This window comes from Nioella sediminis (assembly GCF_001879695.1).
GTDB classification, from domain to species: Bacteria; Pseudomonadota; Alphaproteobacteria; order Rhodobacterales; family Rhodobacteraceae; genus Nioella; species Nioella sediminis.
On sequence record NZ_MNBL01000006.1, the window covers coordinates 13,606 to 27,497 of the forward strand.

Consider the following 13,892-nt stretch of genomic DNA (forward strand, 5'->3'; position numbering starts at 1 on the left):
CGCCCAAAGAATCCCATTTATGATCAAAAATTTATTCGGATCTCAGGTCAAGAGCTGGCGAGAAGGCACAAAATCACCTCTTCCACGGCAGAATATCGTGATTCTGGAATCTTTTTGCTGAGTCAGGCTTTGATTGCACAACTTGAGTCCGTGAATCTGGAATCCATTTTCTGACAGTTTGACCGCCAGAACAAGCCTACCTGCCCGTATCCTCGGCAAAGACTCGTTGTGGTGTGCTAATTTGAGTCAATTTCACACATACAGGTGATCCACCGAAGACAACCCCGCGCGCCTTCAGTGTGTCACCAGATTGATCTGTTTGGGAAAGACAAGCCCTCCCGTCTCGCTGAGACGAGAGAAACTTGTTCGGAATCAGGATGTTATAGGCGGAGTCTCACACGAGACCCTGTCCGGAATCGACGAATTCGACGCCTCTACAGCGTCGCATTCGTCGAACCGCCGTCCAGAAGGATGTTCTGACCGACCATATAGCCCGCGTATTGAGAGCACAGGAACGCACAGGTCGCCCCGAACTCCTCTGCCGTGCCATAGCGCCCGGCCGGGATCGTCGCGGCGCGGCGGTCCATGGCCTCTTCCAGCGTGATGCCATCCTGTGCAGCGGCCGCCGTATCGAGCGATACGGCCCGGTCGGTCGCATGAATGCCCGGCAGAAGGTTGTTGATGATCACGCCTTTGCCGGCCACCTGCCGAGACGTCCCCGCAACATAGCCGGTCAGCCCGGCGCGAGCCGAGTTCGACAGGCCCAGAACCGCAATCGGAGCCTTCACGGATTGCGAGGTGATGTTCACCACCCTGCCCCATCCACGCGCCATCATCCCCGGCATCAGCGCTTTCATCAGGGCAATCGGGGTCAGCATGTTTGCGTCGAGCGCCCTGATGAAATCCTCACGCTCCCAGTCCTGCCAGCTGCCCGGCGGCGGACCGCCTGCGTTGTTGACGAGAATATCGACGTCACCGGCAGCTGCCAGCACCTTGGCCCGGCCCTCTTCGGTGGTGATGTCAGCGGCGATAGCGATCACCTCTACCCCATGGGCAGCGCGAATATCCTCTGCCGCCTTTTCCAGCGCCCCAGCCCCACGCGCGTTCATCACCAGGTTGACGCCATTGGCCGCCAGCATCTCGGCACAGCCACGTCCAAGCCCCTTGGACGAGGCGCAGACCAATGCGCGCTTGCCAGAAATTCCCAGATCCATGATCCTTTTCCCCGTCATTCATGTTTCGTTAACCAGTGCCTTACCATGCTGATATCGGCCCTGCCACCTTCTGACCGCTTGACGGTTCGCCCTGCTCGGGACTAGCCAAGGCGCAAAGGAATTCGTGATGTCCCGTCGTACCGCCCAGTTCAGCTTTCCCACCTATACCGCCAGCGACCTGATCGTGCATTGGGGGGCCAATGAGGGCGATCCGATTGGTGGCCTGCAGGACGTCGTGCCCGGCGACAGCTATCGCCTGTCCCGTGACGCGCAACCGCGGGCTCTGGCAATCTGGGATGGGCCGGAGGGCACCGAAGTGGCGGACGGCTCCGGCGTCGGGCAACCCGGCGACAAGGTTCTGCTGGAGGTCTGCCACAGCATGATGGCCCCCGAAGGCACCTTCGTGGAACTGCTGATCCTGACCGTGACCGGCGACGAAGACACCGCCCGCCATTTCCTGCCACTGGCCCCGATGACCCCGCGCGGGGAATACGAGCTTGTCGCATCAGAACCCGCATTGGCCGCGCAGCGGCTGGCCGATATCGCCAGCGTCAGTTTCATCGCGGGGACGCGGTTGACGATGGCCAATGGGCGGCAGGTGCCGGTGGAGGAGTTGCAGGCGGGCGACCGTTTGCTGACCCGAGATCACGGCCCGCAGGAAGTACGCTGGATCGGCCAACAGGTGCAGCGGGCCACCGGCGCCCTGGCCCCGATCCGAATCCGGGAAGGCACGCTCAACACCGCCAATGACCTGCGGCTTTTCCCGCATCATCGGCTGTTCATCTGGCAGCGCAGCGACGAGCTTGGGACGGGCCGGGCAGAGGTGCTGGTCAAGGCCGCGCATCTGGTCAATGGCGACACGGTGCGGCGCGAGGAAGGGGGCTTCATCGAAAGCTACCAGATCCTCTTTGGCGCGCATGAGATCATATATGCCGAGGGTGTCGCGGTCGAAAGCCTGCTGGTCACACCCCAGACCCGCGCCGCCCTGCCCGACGATGTGGAGACCGAACAGACCGATGCCGACCGCCTGCTGGCGGCCGATATCGAGGTCGATGACAAGGCGCTCACAGAGGCCGGGGACCCCGCCGAACGCCTGACCCGGGCCAGTCGCGGACAGTCGGATTAGGCGGGTCCGGTCGTCCTGTGTCTTCGTCGTGCGGCGCAGCCTGTGGGTGGGCAGGGCCCTGGAAACTCGACCGCCTGTCAAGGACCGGTGATCACGACGGACAACGCCCGAGGGCATTCTGCCCGAGCCCCGGATTTCCTTGCCAATCCGCATGGCTGCGCCTATACGCGCGGCCATGCTGGACACGCCCACGAACCGCCCCGACCTGCCGCCCGAAATCGCCCGCCGCCGGACCTTTGCGATCATCTCGCATCCCGATGCGGGCAAGACCACGCTGACGGAAAAATTCCTCCTCTACGGGGGCGCCATCCAGATGGCCGGACAGGTGCGCGCAAAGGGCGAGGCGCGGCGGACGCGCTCGGACTTCATGCAGATGGAAAAGGACCGGGGCATTTCGGTTTCGGCCTCGGCCATGTCCTTCGACTACGGCAAATACCGCTTCAACCTGGTGGACACGCCCGGTCACTCGGACTTTTCCGAGGACACCTACCGGACGCTCACCGCCGTTGACGCCGCGATCATGGTGATCGACGGGGCAAAGGGCGTGGAAAGCCAGACGCAGAAGCTGTTCGAGGTGTGCCGGTTGCGCGACCTGCCGATCCTGACCTTCTGCAACAAGATGGACCGCGAAAGCCGCGACGTCTTTGATATCATCGACGAGATTCAGGAAAACCTGGCCATTGACGTGACCCCCGCCAGCTGGCCGATTGGCATGGGCCGCGATTTCCTCGGCTGCTATGACCTGCTGCGTGACCGGCTGGAACTGATGGACCGCGCCGACCGCAACAAGGTGGCGGAGTCGATCAAGATCGAGGGGCTGGACGATCCGCTGCTGGAAGAACACATCCCCGCCGACCTGCTGGAGAAGCTGCGCGAAGAGGTGGAGATGGCGCGCGAGCTGCTGCCGCCGCTCGACAAGCAGAGCTTCCTCGAAGGACACCTGACGCCGATCTGGTTCGGGTCTGCCATCAACAGCTTCGGCGTAAAAGAGCTGATGGACGGCATCGCGGGCTACGGCCCCGAACCCCAGGTCCAGACTGCCACCCCGCGCGAGGTCGCGCCGGAGGAAAATAAGGTCACCGGCTTCGTCTTCAAGGTGCAGGCCAATATGGACCCCAAGCACCGCGACCGGGTGGCTTTCGTGCGGCTGGCCTCTGGCCATTTCCAACGCGGCATGAAGATGACCCATGTGCGGTCCAAGAAACCGATGGCCATTTCCAGCCCAGTGCTGTTCCTGGCAAGCGACCGGGAACTGGCGGAAGAGGCATGGGCGGGCGACATCATCGGCATCCCCAACCATGGACAACTGCGAATCGGGGACGCGCTGACCGAGGGTGAAGCGCTGCGCTTCACCGGCATCCCCTCCTTCGCACCGGAACTGTTGCAGACCTGTCGCGCGGGCGATCCCCTCAAGGCCAAGCATCTGGACAAGGCGCTGATGCAGTTTGCCGAGGAAGGCGCGGCCAAGATCTTCAAACCGACTTTCGGGTCGGGCTTCATCGTCGGCGTCGTCGGCGCGCTGCAATTCGAGGTGCTGGCCAGCCGGATCGAGCTGGAATACGGGCTGCCGGTGCGGTTCGAACCCTCTCAGTTCACCTCGGCCCGGTGGGTGCAGGGCGAGCGTCTGGCGGTGGAGAAATTCGCCGCCGCCAACAAGCAGCATATGGCCACAGACAATGACGGCGACCCGGTTTTCCTGACCCGCCTGCAATGGGATATCGACCGCGTGGGCCGGGATTACCCGGATGTGAAGCTGACGGCGACGAAGGAAATGATGGTCTGACCGGGGTGAAGAGTAACCGCTAAACCCCTGTTAATCTTCTGTTTACCTTTTGATGCGCATCTTGGCCGGATGTACCGGTATCTAGTGATTTGCGTGGGCCTCGCCGCCTGCGTAACTGCGGGCGGCGAGTTCGCCTCACCAGTCACGGGGATTACCGGTACATACTCCCGACAGGTCGTGATTTCGGACCATCCGCACCATGTACTCTATGGCCATGTGGTGGTGCTGACCGATGACAACGCTGCGCCGGTCCGGGCATTGGTGATCAGCCACAGGCGCGACGGGGTGCACCGGTTGCGCATCTCCGGGGCGTATCACTCGGGCCGCGAACTGCCCTTTCGGCGGCTCGATCACCGGCTCGGCTGCACGCATGGGCATTGCCGAAACGACGCGCTCGGCTTCATCGCGCTTGGCCCCGGTATGATCGAGCGCGCAACGCGCGAAGGGTTCAGCGCCCATCTGCTCGGCCCCTATGGCCGCATCGGGATTCACGCCCCGGCCGCGTTGTTCCGCGATATGACGACCCGTTCGCCACAACCGGACACGCCATAACCCCGCAAATCGGCTTGGATTTGACCATTTCGGCGTTTTGTTTTATGTGCATTCGCAGCATCGCGACACGCGCGATGTCCGAACCGCGGAGCGCGATGTGGCAGATGCGCTCCATTCACATGACGCGGGCAAATGACCCCGCCAGACTGGACGCATATGACGAAATTCTCTGATCTCAACCTTAATCCCAAGGTTCTCAAGGCCGTTGAAGAGGCAGGCTATACCGAGCCCACCCCGATTCAGGCCGGCGCCATCCCCCCCGCCCTCGAAGGGCGCGACGTGTTGGGGATCGCGCAAACAGGCACCGGCAAGACCGCCAGTTTTACCCTGCCGATGATCACCGCACTGGCCCGTGGCCGCGCCCGCGCCCGGATGCCGCGCAGCCTGGTGCTGTGCCCGACGCGCGAACTGGCCGCGCAGGTGGCCGAAAACTTCGACACCTATGCCAAGTATGTGAAGCTGACCAAAGCGCTGCTGATCGGCGGTGTCAGCTTCAAGGAACAGGATGCGCTGATCGACAAGGGCGTTGACGTGCTGATCGCCACGCCGGGCCGCCTGCTGGACCATTTCGAGCGCGGCAAGCTGATCCTGTCGGATGTGAAAGTGATGGTGGTCGATGAGGCCGACCGGATGCTCGATATGGGCTTCATCCCCGATATCGAGCGCATCTTCGGCCTGACGCCCTTTACCCGGCAGACGCTCTTCTTCTCGGCCACCATGGCGCCGGAGATCGAGCGGATCACCAATACGTTCCTGTCGAACCCGGAACGGATCGAGGTGGCGCGTCAGTCCACCACATCGGACACGATCACCCAGAAGCTGGTGGAGTTCAAACCCACCCGCCGCGATCAGACCGCCAAGCAGAAACGCGAGATGCTGCGGGCGATCATCAATGCCGAGGGCGAGGGCTGCACCAACGCGATCATCTTCTGTAACCGCAAGGTGGATGTGGATATCGTCGCCAAATCCCTGAAAAAGCACGGCTATAACGCCGAGCCCATTCATGGCGACCTGGACCAGTCGCACCGGATGCGCACGCTGGACGGGTTCCGCGACGGCTCGATCAAGTTCCTCGTGGCCTCCGACGTGGCGGCCCGTGGCCTCGACATTCCGAATGTGAGCCATGTGTTCAACTATGACGTGCCCGGCCATGCCGAGGACTATGTTCACCGGATCGGCCGCACCGGGCGCGCGGGCCGCAAGGGTACCACGGTCATGATGGCCATTCCCGCCGATGACAAGCTGCTGGCGGCAATTGAAACGCTGATCGGTCAGCCGGTCCCGCGGGCCGAGGCCCCCTGGCAGCCCAAGGACACGCGTCGCACGTCCTCTGAGGAGGACACGACCGAGGACAAGCCCAAGCGCGGGCGTGGCCGGTCCCGCAGCCGCAAGGCGGATGATGCCCCCAAGGAGCAGCCGGTCGAGGAAGCACAGGCAGAGGCCCCGGCATCGTCCGAACGCAGCGAGCCGCGCCGCAAATCCGAACCCCGGCAGCGGTCCGGCGGTGGCGGGCGTCGCGGTGGCAATCAGGTCGTCGGCATGGGCGATCACATGCCCGACTTCATCGCGCTCAGCTTTGCAGAGCGTCGTGGAGAGGCTGCAAAGCCCGCTGAAGCCACGGAAACACCTGCCGAGGATGGCAACGGCGACGAAAGCGAGTCCGCCGCCTGAGGCGCCTCTCAGTCGATCAGCGCATCCCCCCGCTGCCCGGCCCGTTCGTGATGGATGGGCAGCGTGCGCCCATAAAGCTGGCGGGTGCGTTCCGGCGCGCCCACCATGTCGGGCTGATCCACATAGGAAAAGATCGCCACATAGCGCGGGCGGCTGCCCCTTAGCGGCGCGACCCGGTGCAGGGAATAGCGCCCCTTGAACAATTGCAGGTCACCGGGTTCGAGGGTCAGCACCGTCACCCGGTCTGACGTGCCGTTCAGAACGCGGGACACCTCGTCGAAATTCTCGTCCGTTTCGCGGATCATCGGGGCGTATTCAAAGGCCCCGCCCCCTTCCGCATTCTGAATGGCCAGCGTCACGGTGAAATTGTTGGTGTCGAAATGCCAGGGGAAGCCATTGCCCTCGCCCGCCGCGTTCACGATCACATCTGCCAGCGGGTCGGCATAGCGGTAGAACCTGGTTTCCTGAAGGCAGTCGCGGATGAAATCGTCAAACCCCGAGCTGTCGTGGATGGTGCGCAGCGGACCGGACTTGGCAAAGTTATCCGCCGGGATGAAGGCGTTGGAACGGTCAAAGAACTGCCGGCGCGGGTCATCCTCGGGCAGGCTTGGGTCATCGGCGGTGAAATAGGCATTGGTGCGGTTGTAGCTGCGGTGGCCCTTGTCGGCGACGCTGTCGGCCTCTTCCGCCAGGGCCGCCACGCCCGCAGGCGTCAGGAACCCCTTGATGACCGCGCAGCCGTCCTGCGCCAGATCGGCGCGCACCTTGGCCAGCACCGCGTCGCGGGCGGGGCCATGCTCGTGGATCGGATAGCGTTCCCGGTCGATCAGATCATCTGCAGTCCACATGGCGTCCTCCCATAGCCGTTTCGGTCAGGAAACGTCGGGGACAGCCCGCAGTCTAACCCTTTTCCGACCGGCGGTAGGTCGCGTTCCCGCCGTCAGGGCGCGTGGAAGCCGTGGTCGGAAGCCTGTGCGATGGCATTGTCGAAATCCGGCACTTCCGCGCGCAGCTCCGTGCAAAGACGGCCAAGATCCTCGGCCCCAAGAATGCGGGGCAGGATGGCCCCCGCGATCTCTGGCGCGAGGCTCTGTCCCACGCGGGGGCCAAGCGATTGCAGCCGTGCGTGTAGCGCGCCAAAGATGATCCAGGCGCGCGCCGGGTCGGCACGCAGGGCCGCAACGTCGTATTCGGTCAGGGGAAGGCGAATGGAAAACTCCGCATGGCCGCTGGCCACCGGCAGGCTCAGCCAGCTGTTTCCGTTTTCATGCAGCATGGCGGGGGGCCACCCGGACAATCCGGGAAGGCGTTCCACCCGAAGGGCCATCAGCCCGCCATCAGGCGCGAGATGATGGTCGTGACCTCTGGCTTGCGGCCGATTTCCGACACGCAGACCTGCCGGACGACGCGTTTCACCTCGTCCTGCAGCTTGTCGTCATGCATGACCATCTTGTGGGTCAGGCGCGGGAACATCTCGGCCAGTTGGTCCTCGATCATCTCCGACAGGCTCTGATTGCCCACCATCTCGGGCAGGCCCCGCAATTCGACCCAGCAATCCTCCAACGGCTCGTCTTCCTCGTCGATGATCAGCGCCACGATCACGAGGCCATTGAGCGCCAGTTTCATCCGGTCGCGCACCACCCCATCAAGCGCCCCGATCACGCGGGAGCCATCGAGATAGGCCCGCGTCACGTCCACATGTTCGACGATGCCGGGTTTGTTGCCCGACAGGTCCACCATGGAGCCATTGGGCGCCAGAACCGGGGTCATGCCGCCTGCCGCCCCCACCTTGCAGTGTTCCCGCAGATGGCGGTGTTCGCCGTGATTGGGGACCAGGATCTGCGGCTTCAGCAGCCCGTGCATCCGTTCAAGATCGGGGCGATTGGCGTGGCCCGAGACGTGGTAGAACCCGGATTGTTCATCGACAATATCGACACCGATTTCCGACAACGCATTCTGGATGCGTCCCACGGACACCTCGTTGCCCGGAATGGTCTTGGAGGAGAAGAGGAACGTATCGCCCTCTTTCAGCTCATGCCCCAGATACTTGCCGCGCGAAAGCGCCGCCGACGCCGCCCGCCGTTCGCCCTGGCTGCCGGTCACGATCAGCATCAGGTTTTCACGCGGCACCTGCGTGGCCTCCTCGGGGCTGATGGTCGAGGGGAAGTCGGTCAGCACGCCGGTTTCCACAGCGACGGTCACCATCCGCTTCATCGCCCGGCCCATCAGGCAGACAGACCGGCCAGCCGCACGACCTGCCTCGGCCAGCGTCTTCACCCGCGCGATGTTGGAGGCGAAGGTAGTCGCCACGACCATGCCGCGCGCCTCTGCCACCAGCTTGGTGATCGGCTCTGGCAGGTCGCTTTCACTGCGGCCCGCGTGACGGGAAAACACATTGGTGGAATCGCAGATCAGCGCCCGGACGCCGGTCTTGCCGATCTCTTCCCACATCGCGGGGTCAAAGGGTTCTCCCACGCGCGGATCGGGGTCGATCTTGAAGTCGCCCGAATGCACGACACGGCCCTCGGGGCTGTCGATGACAAGCGCGGACGCCTCGGGGATGGAATGGGAGGTCGGCGCAAAACCCACGGTAAAGGGACCTGCCTGCACGGTCTCGGGCCAGACCGGCGCAACCTGCACCATGGCCGGATCCTGCCCGGCCTCTTCCATCTTGCGGGTGGCGATGGCGGCGGTGAAGGGCCGCGCAAAGACCGGCACCTTGCGAAAATGGCGGTAGAGATGGCCAAGCGCGCCGACATGGTCTTCATGCGCGTGGGTGATGAAGATGCCATCCAGCCTGTCCGCGCGTTCCGCGATCCAGGCGATATCGGGCAGGATCAGATCGACACCGGGGGTGCCATCCATATCGGGGAAACTCACCCCCACATCGACGAGGATGAACCGCTCATCCCCCTGCGGCCCGTAGCCATAGAGGTAGCAATTCATCCCGATCTCCCCCGCGCCGCCGAGGGGAAGGTAGATCAGTCGAGGGGAGGAGGTCATATCTGCCCGTTATCCTTGTTGTATTTGTGGATCACGGTCAGCCCGTGGATCGTCAGGTCGTCTTCGATCAGGTCAAATAGCACATCCCCCTGCGAGAACAATGGCGCAAGCCCGCCGGTGCCGATGATCCGCATGGGTTTTTCATACTCCGCGCAGATCCGGTCACAGATCCCGCGCACAAGGCCGACATAGCCCCAGAAGATGCCGGATTGCATACAGGCCACGGTATTGGTGCCAATGACGTTTTGCGGCTTGGTCACGTCCACATGGGGCAGCGCGGCGGCGGCGTGGTGCAGGGCCTCCAGGCTCAGGTTCACACCCGGTGCAATGACGCCCCCCACATATGCCCCGTCGCTGGCCACCACGTCAAAAGTGGTGGCGGTGCCGAAATCGACGACGATCAAATCACCACCATGTCGGTCGAAGGCGGCAGCGGCATTGACCAGCCTGTCGGGCCCCACCTGCGTGCCCGCATCTACGCGCGGCGGGTTTGGCAGCAGGCAATCTGGTTTGCCGACCACCAGCGGGCGGCAGTCGAAATAGCGATCACAGAGAACGCGCAGGTTGAACACCACGCGCGGCACGGTGGAGGAAATAATGCAATCGGTGATTGTCACATCGAGCTTCTTGTGGGCCATCAGCGTGGACAACCAGACGAAATACTGGTCCGCCGTGCGCTGATGTTCCGTCGTGGTGCGGAAGGTGGCCAGCATCTGCCGCCCGTCCCAGATGGAAAAAACGGTGTTGGTGTTGCCGGTGTCGATGGCCAGAAGCATGGGCGTTGCCCCCTTTTGGTCAGAAAAAGATGTCGGCAGCCGGAATCGCCCGCTGCCCCTTGGGCGTCGTCAGGATCAGGTTACCGGTGTCGTCGATGGTCTCAAAGCGCCCGGTCATCGTCTCGGCGGTGGTGCGGGCGGTGATGGTCTCGCCCAAGCGCGCAGCCTCCTGCAACCAGGCGGTACGGATGGGGGCAAAGCCGTAGGTGGTGAATTGCTGCTCATACCGGGCATAGGCGACGGCCAGCAGGTCGAGGAACTCTTCGGGGCTGACACGAATACCGGTTTCCGACAGCAGGCTGACGGGCGGAACCGCGCCCTCTTCCACCTGATCGGCTCCGGGGGCAGCCACAAGGTTCACGCCGATCCCGATGATCAGATGCGTGACCCCCTGCCCCGATCCAACGCTTTCCAGCAGAATGCCCGCAACCTTGCCGCCATTCAGCAGCACGTCATTGGGCCATTTGAGCTTGAACGCCTCCGCCCGCCCCGTCGCCGCGACAAAGGCATCGCGCAGGGCCAGAGCTGCCACGAAGCTGCGCAGCGCCACCTGATCGGGGGCTTCCTTCGGTTGCAACACCAGCGAGGCGAAGAAATTCCCCTTGGGAGAGGACCAGGCCCGGCCCCTGCGGCCATGACCTGCGGTCTGCTCCAGCGCCAGCACCCATTCAGGCCCGGCCAGTGAGGGCGCAATCCGCGCGCCCTCGGCCATGGTGCTATCGACCGTTTGCAGAACCCTGCGGCCGACGCCCTCGGGCCAGCCAGTCATGGCTTAGCGGACCAGCGTCGCGGCGGCGGCTTCGGCCAGGCTGTCCACACCGAAGAGGTTGAACACCCCAAGCAGCATGATCGCGGCAGCGGCCATCAGACCGGCATAGGCCAGCGGGCTCATCTTGCCGTCGATGCCTTCACGCTCCTCGCCGAAATACATGAAGTAGACGATACGCAGGTAGTAGAAGGCACCGATGACCGACGCGACCACACCCAGGATCGCTACCAGGTTCAGGCCCGCGTCCACGGCGGCCAGAAGCACCGCGTATTTGCCGAAGAAGCCCACCATCGGCGGCACACCGGCAAGGCTGAACATCAGGATGAGGATTGCAGCGGCCTTGATCGGCTCTTTCGTCGAGAAGGCGTTGAGGGACGAGATATTGGTGACGTGGCGGCCATCCTTCTGCATCGACAGGATGAAGGCGAAGGTGCCCACGTTCATCGTAACGTAGATCGCCATGTAGATCAGCATGGCGCTGACACCCTGCTCGGTCCCGGCGGCCAGACCCATCAGGGCAAAGCCCATATGAGAGATCGAGGAATAAGCCATCAGGCGCTTGATATCGGTCTGGCCAATCGCGGCAATGGCGCCGAGGAACATGGACAGAACCGCCAGCAGGGCGATGATCTGTTGCCAGTCGCTGACAACGCTGCCAAAGGCATCATGGGCCAGGCGGGCAAGCAGGCCCATGGCGGCCATCTTGGGCGCGGTGGCAAAGAAGGCGGTGACCGGGGTGGGCGAGCCTTCGTAGACATCCGGCGTCCACATGTGGAAGGGCGCGGCAGAGACCTTGAAGGCCAGACCCGCCACCATGAAGGCCAGACCGAAGATCAGGCCAAGCGATGCGCCACCCTCGACCGCCGCGACGATACCGGCGAAATCGGCGGTGCCGGCAAAACCATAGGTCAGCGACGCGCCATAAAGCAGGATGCCCGAGGAAAGAGCGCCGAGGACGAAGTATTTCAGGCCCGCTTCCGTCGAGCGCACGCTGTCGCGGCGCATGGCGGCAACGACGTAGAGCGACAGGGATTGCAGCTCCAGCCCCATGTAAAGCGTCATCAGGTTGCCCGAGGACACCATGACCATCATGCCGACCGTCGCCAGCACGATCAGCATCGGATATTCGAACCGCAGCAGGTCGTCGCGCTGCATGAAATCCTTGCCAATGAGCAGGATCGCGGCAGCCGACAGCAGGATCACCACCTTGGCGAAGCGCGCAAAGCCGTCATTGATGAACATGCCGTCAAACGCGACCTGGCTGCCCTCACCCGTCAGGCCGATATAGATGCCCATCAGCGCCAGCAGCGCGGCAGTCAGCCAGACCAGAACCGGGGCCATGCCGTCCTTGGAGGTGTAGACCGCAGCGATCAGCCCCAGCATCGCGAAGACGGACAGGATGATCTCGGGCAGGAGAATGGCGATATCGGACGCAAACATCTCGGGACCTCAGTGGCTGGCGGCGATGGCGGTGTCGGACAGGGTCTGCCCGACGGCCAGGTCGTAATGGTGGACAAGGTTCTCGACCGAGGGGCCGATCACGTCGAGGGCGAGGCTCGGGTAGACGCCCAGAAGCAGGGTCATCACGATGAGCGGCGCAAAGATCATGCGTTCACGCGGGGTCATGTCGGTGATGGACTTGAGGCTTTCCTTGATCAGGTCGCCAAAGACCACCCGGCGGTAAAGCCACAGCGCATAGGCTGCCGACAGGATCACACCGGTCGCGGCGAAGACCGCGATCCAGGTGTTGACCTGAAAGACACCCATCAGCGTCAGGAATTCACCCACGAAGCCCGACGTGCCGGGCAGCCCGACATTGGCCATGGTGAACAGCATGAAGACCAGTGCATAGGCGGGCATCCGGTTCACGAGGCCGCCATAGGCGTCGATCTCGCGCGTGTGCATCCGGTCATAGATGACGCCAACGCAAAGGAAGAGCGCGCCGGACACGAAACCGTGGCTGATCATCTGAAAGATCGCGCCATCAACACCCTGCTGGTTGGCCGCGAAGATGCCCATGGTGACGTAGCCCATATGGGCGACCGACGAATAGGCGATGAGCTTCTTCATGTCCTCCTGCACCATCGCAACGAGCGAGGTGTAGATGATGGCGATCACTGACAGCCACATGACGAACTCTGCCATCAGGTCAGAGGCGACAGGGAACATCGGCAGGCTGAACCGCAAGAAGCCATAGCCGCCCATCTTCAGCAGGATCGCGGCCAGAACGACCGAGCCCGCCGTGGGCGCCTGAACGTGTGCATCGGGCAACCAGGTGTGAACCGGCCACATCGGCATTTTCACGGCGAAGCTGGCGAAGAAGGCGATCCACAGGATCGTCTGCAAGCCGCCGACGATATGCCAGCCCATGATCGAGATCGTGTCAGAGCTGAACTGGTGGGTCAGCAGCGTCGGGATATCCGTCGTGCCCGCATCCACATACATCGCGATCATCGCGACCAGCATCAGCACCGAGCCGAGGAAGGTGTAAAGGAAGAACTTGAACGCGGCATAGATCCGGTTCTGACCGCCCCAGATGCCGATGATCAGGAACATCGGGATAAGGCCCGCCTCGAAGAACAGGTAGAAAAGGACCAGATCAAGCGCCACGAAAACGCCGATCATCAGGCTTTCCAGAACCAAGAGCGCGATCATGTATTCCTTGACGCGATGCTCCACCTCCCAGCACGACCAGATGACAAGCGGCATCAGGAAGGTGGTCAGCATCACGAACAGAACCGAGATGCCATCGACTCCGACCTTGTAGGTCAGGCCAAGCATCCATTCGCCTTCTTCCACCAGCTGGAAGCCGGGGTTGGAGGCGTCAAATTCCAGCAGGATGAACAGCGAGATCACGAAGGTCGCAAGCGTTGCGGCCAGCGCCAGGTATTTCGCGTTCTTCTTGCCGCCTTCGGACTTGCCATCCGGGATCAGCGCGAAAAGCGCAGCCACCAGGGGAAGAAAGGTAACGATGGAGAGAAGATTGTCTTGCATGTCT

At 62.9% G+C, this 13,892-nt stretch carries 12 protein-coding genes; 4 read left to right on the plus strand and 8 right to left on the minus strand.

What is annotated here, in order from left to right:
- Positions 1-434: 434 nt before the first annotated feature.
- Positions 435-1,214 (minus strand): SDR family oxidoreductase, encoded by a 780-nt coding sequence (locus tag BKY26_RS00485; protein ID WP_071688438.1) that lies wholly within the window; start codon positions 1,212-1,214, stop codon positions 435-437.
- Between the two features lie 127 nt (positions 1,215-1,341).
- On the opposite strand from BKY26_RS00485, the gene BKY26_RS00490 reads away from it, so the two are divergent.
- The 4 genes from BKY26_RS00490 (at position 1,342) to BKY26_RS00505 (ending at position 6,346) form a co-directional block, all read left to right on the plus strand.
- Positions 1,342-2,340: a Hint domain-containing protein gene (locus tag BKY26_RS00490; protein ID WP_071688439.1), complete on the plus strand. Its 999-nt coding sequence runs from the start codon at positions 1,342-1,344 to the stop codon at positions 2,338-2,340.
- A gap of 175 nt (positions 2,341-2,515) precedes the next feature.
- A complete protein-coding gene (locus tag BKY26_RS00495; RefSeq protein ID WP_071688440.1) occupies positions 2,516-4,123 on the plus strand; it encodes a peptide chain release factor 3 in 1,608 nt (535 codons plus the stop codon).
- A gap of 69 nt (positions 4,124-4,192) precedes the next feature.
- Positions 4,193-4,675 carry a hypothetical protein gene (locus BKY26_RS00500; protein ID WP_131541731.1) on the plus strand — a complete coding sequence of 161 codons (483 nt, stop codon included), beginning with the start codon at positions 4,193-4,195 and terminating at the stop codon, positions 4,673-4,675.
- A 156-nt stretch (positions 4,676-4,831) separates the two neighbouring features.
- Positions 4,832-6,346 carry a DEAD/DEAH box helicase gene (locus tag BKY26_RS00505; RefSeq protein ID WP_083431260.1) on the plus strand — a complete coding sequence of 505 codons (1,515 nt, stop codon included), beginning with the start codon at positions 4,832-4,834 and terminating at the stop codon, positions 6,344-6,346.
- A gap of 8 nt (positions 6,347-6,354) precedes the next feature.
- Here the strand turns inward: BKY26_RS00505 and BKY26_RS00510 are convergent, their stop codons facing one another.
- The 7 genes from BKY26_RS00510 to BKY26_RS00540 form a co-directional block, all read right to left on the minus strand.
- Positions 6,355-7,194, minus strand: coding sequence for a HalD/BesD family halogenase (locus BKY26_RS00510; RefSeq protein ID WP_071688442.1), 840 nt, complete (start codon positions 7,192-7,194; stop codon positions 6,355-6,357).
- A gap of 92 nt (positions 7,195-7,286) precedes the next feature.
- Positions 7,287-7,673 (minus strand): hypothetical protein, encoded by a 387-nt coding sequence (locus BKY26_RS00515; RefSeq protein WP_071688443.1) that lies wholly within the window; start codon positions 7,671-7,673, stop codon positions 7,287-7,289.
- Positions 7,673-9,349 (minus strand): ribonuclease J, encoded by a 1,677-nt coding sequence (locus tag BKY26_RS00520; RefSeq protein WP_071688444.1) that lies wholly within the window; start codon positions 9,347-9,349, stop codon positions 7,673-7,675. Before BKY26_RS00520 ends, BKY26_RS00515 begins: the two co-directional genes overlap by 1 nt.
- The gene (locus BKY26_RS00525; RefSeq protein WP_071688445.1) at positions 9,346-10,125 is read right to left on the minus strand and encodes a type III pantothenate kinase; all 780 of its coding nucleotides are present in this window, start codon (positions 10,123-10,125) and stop codon (positions 9,346-9,348) included. The genes BKY26_RS00520 and BKY26_RS00525 overlap by 4 nt, the downstream gene beginning before the upstream one ends.
- A 19-nt stretch (positions 10,126-10,144) precedes the next feature.
- On the minus strand, positions 10,145-10,894 hold the full coding sequence (locus BKY26_RS00530; protein ID WP_071688446.1) for a biotin--[acetyl-CoA-carboxylase] ligase: 750 nt from the start codon (positions 10,892-10,894) through the stop codon (positions 10,145-10,147).
- Between the two features lie 3 nt (positions 10,895-10,897).
- Entirely contained in the window at positions 10,898-12,334 is a 1,437-nt protein-coding gene (gene nuoN, locus BKY26_RS00535) for an NADH-quinone oxidoreductase subunit NuoN (protein ID WP_071688447.1), read from the minus strand.
- 9 nt (positions 12,335-12,343) lie between these two features.
- The gene (locus BKY26_RS00540) at positions 12,344-13,888 is read right to left on the minus strand and encodes an NADH-quinone oxidoreductase subunit M (protein ID WP_071688448.1); all 1,545 of its coding nucleotides are present in this window, start codon (positions 13,886-13,888) and stop codon (positions 12,344-12,346) included.
- Positions 13,889-13,892 lie beyond the last annotated feature (4 nt).